5 protein-coding genes are annotated in these 5,910 nt (G+C 68.8%); all 5 read left to right on the top strand.

Annotated elements, in window-relative coordinates; all coding sequences use genetic code 11:
• Positions 1–206: 206 nt before the first annotated feature.
• Positions 207–728 carry a cellulose synthase gene (locus tag DQW06_RS20515; protein ID WP_232833098.1) on the top strand — a complete coding sequence of 174 codons (522 nt, stop codon included), beginning with the start codon at positions 207–209 and terminating at the stop codon, positions 726–728.
• Positions 729–1,368: 640 nt separating this feature from the next.
• A complete protein-coding gene (locus DQW06_RS20510) occupies positions 1,369–2,418 on the top strand; it encodes an ABC transporter permease (protein WP_013152588.1) in 1,050 nt (349 codons plus the stop codon).
• A gap of 102 nt (positions 2,419–2,520) precedes the next feature.
• Positions 2,521–4,269, top strand: coding sequence for an ABC transporter substrate-binding protein (locus tag DQW06_RS20505; protein ID WP_041552548.1), 1,749 nt, complete (start codon positions 2,521–2,523; stop codon positions 4,267–4,269).
• Between the two features lie 88 nt (positions 4,270–4,357).
• Entirely contained in the window at positions 4,358–5,371 is a 1,014-nt protein-coding gene (locus DQW06_RS20500) for an ABC transporter permease (protein WP_013152590.1), read from the top strand.
• 45 nt (positions 5,372–5,416) lie between these two features.
• The coding region (locus tag DQW06_RS20495) for an ATP-binding cassette domain-containing protein (protein ID WP_157983520.1) at positions 5,417–5,910 on the top strand (494 nt) is incomplete at its 3' end.

Genomic DNA, 5,910 nt, shown 5'->3' with positions numbered 1-5,910 from the left:
CACCAGCCCCGACGCCCTCTTCCGTGCCCCGGCCGCCCGTCCGGGGTACGGGAGTAGCGTGGGCGTACAGGGGCCTCGCCTCCGGGGCCTGACCTAGGGCATGTCCGGCGGACACATACCCTGCTGCGCGACGGGCGGCATCCACCGAACACGCCCTAGGGGATCGACCGGATGTGCGCTCCGGCGCCGGATGGGAGACTGGGCCCATGCCTGAGAACTTGACGTGGATGACCGGTCTGGTCCTGGGAGGCGGACTCACCCTCGCGGGACTGGTGATCTCCTTCTTCGTGTGGCGCGCCAAGGGCGCCGCCTCGGGTCTGCGCGGCGTGGCGTGGTCGCTGCTGCCGCTGGCCGCCGGTCTGATCGGGCTGATGAACGCCGTCTGGCAGTTCGCCATGAACATCTTCGGCATCCTGGTCGGCCTGCTGTTCAACCCGGCGGTGTGGGCCGGTGTGGCCCTGGCGGGCCTGGCGGTGGTGCTCTACGTCGTCTCGGGCGTCATGCGCGCCCGTGACGTGGGCACCCGCCCCGCCAGGGCCAAGGAGCCCAAGGCCACCGGCGGGGCGGGCGGCGCGGCCGAGCCCGGCGCCGCCAAGCCCGGTGCGGCCCCCGCGGCCCCGGGCGCCAAGGGGAAGGTGGGGCCGGCCCCCAACAAGGCCGGGGCCGCCGACGACCTCTCCGACCTGGGCGACATCGAGGAACTGCTGCGCAAGCGCGGCATCGAGTGACCACCGCGGGCCCGGCCCGCGCACCCCTGCGACGACGGTTCCGCACGCGCGGGGCCGTCGTCCTCGCGTGCGCCGCGACCGTCACCGTACGTGTCCGTGGCGGTGCCCTGGCACGCTCGTGACCGTCGCCCTACGCACTCGGATGGACACGCTGAGACGTATAGCACTTGCCATAGCGTCCCTCTCGGGGGGTCGAACCGGTGCATATTCGGACGTATCGTGGGCGCGGCGGTGGAGGACGTCGCCGCAGCTCGCGGCCGGTCGTCGGATGAATGCGAACTCTGTAGCCTTTTGTTGTTATATAGGCTTTTTAACGTTGTTTGTCACGATTTAGATACATGATCGGATATTGGACGCTATGCGTTCAGATCGCGAGTAAGTTGGTCGCTGTGTAACAGCCCGGGCGCAACGGTCCCGGTGTGTCCAACTCCTCAGGTGATGTGGCGCACTCCCGCGGACCGGGTCTGCGGAGGCGGGTCATCCGCCCTCCCCGCCGACACGCAAGCCCACGCCAGCCAGCGTCGAGAACCGGCCGGCCCCACCGCGCGCGAACCGCAGGTCACCCCTCCTTGCGGCCGTACGCGTGGGTTCTGTCCCGTTCCCCTCGGCCAGAAGCGTATGAGTGGAGAGTGGTGGCCTGATGAGCGCGCCCTCGCATGCCCCCGATTCGGCGGAGCAGGCGGAGCAGAACGACGCCGTGAACGTCGCTGCGCAGGCCCACGGGGTCCGCGGAGACTCCGACAACCGGTCCCTGCGCCAGATCGCCTGGCAGCGGCTGCGCAAGGACAAGGTCGCGATGGTCTCCGGCGTGGTCGTGGTCCTGCTCATCCTCGCCGCGATCCTCGCGCCCCTCCTGGCCAAGTGGTTCGGGCACCCGCCCACCCAGTTCCACCAGGACCTGATCGAGCCCGGCACCGGCCTGCCGGCCAACGACCCGGCCAACCCGAGCCCGTTCGACACCGACCCCTGGGGCGGTATCAGCGCCGACCACCTGCTCGGCGTGGAGCCGGTGACCGGACGCGACCTGTTCAGCCGCATCCTCTACGGCGCCCAGATCTCCCTGCTGGTGGCCTTCCTGTCCACGCTGCTGTGCGTGTTCATCGGCACTGTCCTGGGCATCGTCGCCGGGTACAAGGGCGGCTGGGTCGACACCCTCATCAGCCGGGCCATGGACATCTTCCTGGCCTTCCCGCTGATGCTCTTCGCCATCGCGCTCGTGGGCGTCATCCCCGACGGCGTCCTGGGCCTGAGCGGCAACGGCCTGCGCATCGGCGTCATCGTCTTCATCATCGGCTTCTTCAACTGGCCCTACATCGCGCGCATCGTCCGGGGGCAGACGCTCTCGCTGCGCGAGCGGGAGTTCGTGGAGGCCGCCAGGAGCCTGGGCGCCAGCAACCGGCACATCCTCTTCCGGGAGATCCTGCCCAACCTGGTCACGCCGATCATCGTCTACTCGACCCTGCTCGTCCCCACGAACATCCTGTTCGAGGCGGCCCTGAGCTTCCTGGGCGTCGGTATCAACCCGCCCACGCCGAGCTGGGGCAAGATGCTCTCCGACGCGGTGCCGCTGTACGAGAAGGCGCCCTACTTCGTGGTCTTCCCGGGTCTGGCCATCTTCATCACCGTCCTGGCGTTCAACCTGTTCGGCGACGGGCTGCGCGACGCCTTCGACCCCAAGACCTCCGACTGACCCACGGTCGGTGGAGGCTGACCCGCCCGGCCTCCGCAAGGCAGGGATCCGACGACAGGTTGATCCCATCATCACCATCAGGTTCGCATGAGAGGCAGTTCCTTGAGGAAACGCACCCTCGGCTTCGTCGCGCTCGGCGCGGCGGCTTCCATCCTCCTTTCGGCGTGCGGGGGCGGTGGCTCCAACGGCGGAGACTCCGCGTCCGACGCCGCCTTCGACCAGGGCTCGACCGAGGTCGTCAACGCGTCCGACCAGACCGGCGGCACCCTGCGCTACGCCATCTCCTCGGACTTCGACTCCACCGACCCGGGCGACACCTACTACGGGTTCAGCTGGAACTTCACCCGCTACTACGCCCGTACGCTGCTGGCCTTCACCCCGGCGCCGGCCCAGGAGTCCACCGAGCTGACCACGGACATGGCCGCTGGCATGCCCGAGCCCAACGAGGACTTCACCGAGTGGACCATCAAGATCCAGGAGGGCCTCAAGTACGAGGACGGCTCCGAGATCACGGCGCAGGACATCAAGTACGCCATCGCGCGCTCGAACTACAACGGCGGTGAGCTGCCCAACGGTCCGCGCTACTTCGAGGCGCACCTGGACCAGGAGCCCTTCAACGTCTACGAGGTCGACGACCCGCTGGAGACCTTCACCGCGGTCGAGACCCCGGACGACTACACCCTGGTCTTCCACCTCAAGGACCCCTTCTCCGAGTTCCCCTACGTGCTGACCCAGCCGCAGACCGCCCCGGTGCCCGTGGAGGCCGACCGCGGCGCGCTGTACAAGGAGAAGGTCCTCTCCTCGGGCCCGTACAAGTTCGAGGGCAACTACGAGCCCGGCGTCCAGCTCAACCTGGTCCGCAACGAGCACTGGGACGCCGAGACCGACCCGATCCGCCCGGCCCTGCCGGATGAGGTCACCGTCCAGATCGGCATCGACCAGGACGAGATCGACCAGCGCCTGGTCAACGGCGACCTCGACGTCGACCTGTCCGGCGTCGGCGTCGGCCCGGCGATGAAGAGCAGCCTGCTCACCGACGAGGACGCCCAGGCCAACCTGGACAACCCGTACTCGGGCGCCCTGCGCTACGTCAACATCCACACCCCGGTCATCGAGGACGTGGCCTGCCGCCAGGCGATCATGTACGCGGCCGACCGGGACAGCCTGCACCGCGCCTGGGGCGGCGAGACCGGCGGCGACATCGCCACCAACCTGCTCCCGCCGACCATCCAGGGCTCGAACCCGGAGTCGGACCTGTACCCCTCCGACGACGACAAGGGCGACCTGGCCGCCGCCGAGGCCAAGCTGGAGGAGTGCGGCGAGGCCGAGGGCTTCAGCACCACCATCGCGGTCCGCGACGGCCGTCCCAACGACATCGCCACCGCGGAGTCCCTCCAGGAGTCCCTCAAGCGCGTGGGCATCGAGGTCGACATCCAGACCTTCCCGGCCGAGGACTTCTTCGCCCAGTACGCGGGCTCGCAGGACTACGTCCGTGAGAACAACATCGGCCTGAGCGTCTCCGGCTGGATCCCCGACTGGGCCACCGGCTACGGCTTCGCCTCCAAGATCACCGACGGCGACGCCATCCAGGCCACGGGCAACTACAACACCTCCGAGCTCGACGACCCGGAGATCAACGCCCTGTGGGACGAGGCGCTGGCCACCGAGGACCCGGACGAGCGCGCCAGCATCTACGAGCAGATCGACACCCTGGTCATGGAGCAGGCGGCCATCCTGCCGGTCGTCTTCGACCGCGCGCTGTTCTACCGCTCGGACGAGCTGACCAACGTCTACTACACGTCCTCGTACGCGATGTACGACTTCATGGCCCTGGGCGTGGACCGGGGTTAGTGCTCCGACCGGCCTGAACTAGTACGAGAAGGCAGGTGATGGCGGCGGGGGTGCCACGGCCCCGTGGGTACCCCCGCCGCCGACCGCGATGCTGAACTATATTCTCCGCCGCCTGGGTGCGGGACTGCTGCTGCTCGCCGTCGTCACGGCGGTGACCTTCTGGATCTTCTACGTCCTGCCCCGTTGGGCCGGCGTGACCCCGCGCGGTATGGCCGCGATGTACGTGGGCAAGGCCCCCACCCCCGAGGCGCTCGACGCCACGGTGGCGCGCCTGGGCCTTGACCAGCCCATCGCCGTGCAGTTCATGGACTTCGTCAAGGGTCTGGTCCTCGGCTCCGAGTACACCTTCGGCCGGGAGACGGTGGAGTGCGCGGCGCCCTGCCTGGGTTACTCCTTCACCACCAACAGCCCCGTGCTGCCCCAGTTGCTCGACCGCCTGCCGGTCACCGCCTCGCTGGCCCTGGGCGCGGCCGTCATCTGGATCATCGGCGGCGTGGCCGTCGGCGTCCTCTCGGCGGTCAAGAAGGGCAGCATCTTCGACCGCATCGCCATGAGCGCCGCCCTGGTGGGCGTGTCCATGCCGATCTACTTCACCGGTCTGCTCGCCCTGGCCTTCCTCGTGCACAAGTGGGAGCTGTTCCCGGTCTCGCGCTACGTCCCCCTCACCGAGGACCCGGTCGGCTGGTTCCAGGTGATGTTCCTGCCCTGGGTCACCCTGGCCTTCCTGCACGCGGCGCAGTACGCGCGCCAGACGCGCGCGGGCATGCTGGAGGTCCTGGGCGAGGACTACATCCGCACCGCCCGGGCCAAGGGGCTGAGCGAGCGCCGCGTGATCTTCAAGCACGCGCTGCGCCCGACGCTGACGCCCATCGTGACCATCTTCGGCCTGGACGTCGGCCTGGTCCTGGGCGGCGCGATCCTGACGGAGAAGGTCTTCTCCCTGAACGGCATCGGCGCCTACGCCATCGACGCGATCATCGGCAAGGACCTGCCCGTGGTGCTCGGTGTGACCCTGATGGGCGCTGTCTTCATCGTCGTCTGCAACCTGATCGTCGACCTGCTCTACCCGGTCGTCGACCCGCGCGTGCGCATCGCCGCCTGACGACCGACAGCGTTGAACAGAGCAGCTCTAACGAAGGAAAGTGACATGGCCTCGACCGACCCCGTCGTCCGCGTGGACGACCTGCGGGTGACGTTCCCGACCATGGACGGCGACGTCCACGCGGTGAAAGGGCTGTCCTTCGAGGTGCCCGCGGGCGGTGCCCTGGGCATCGTGGGCGAGTCGGGCTCGGGCAAGAGCGTGACCTCGCTGGCCCTCATGGGCCTGCACCGGGGCAGCAAGGCGAAGATCACCGGCTCCATCGAGGTCGCGGGCCAGGACGTGGTCAGCGCCTCGGACAAGAAGCTGCGGCGGATGCGCGGCAACGACATCGCCATGGTCTTCCAGGACCCCATGCAGTCGCTGCACCCGCAGTACACGATCGGCAACCAGCTGATCGAGGCCTACCGCATCCACCGGCCCAAGGCCACCAAGGCCGAGGCGCACGCCCGCGCGGTGGAGTCGCTGGAGCGGGTGGGCATCCCCGAGCCCGCCAAGCGGATCAACTCCTACCCGCACGAGTTCTCCGGCGGCATGCGCCA

Source organism: Nocardiopsis sp. TNDT3 (assembly GCF_003427465.1).
Classification (GTDB): Bacteria; Actinomycetota; Actinomycetes; order Streptosporangiales; family Streptosporangiaceae; genus Nocardiopsis; species Nocardiopsis dassonvillei.
This window is presented reverse-complemented; position numbering and strand designations above follow the sequence as displayed.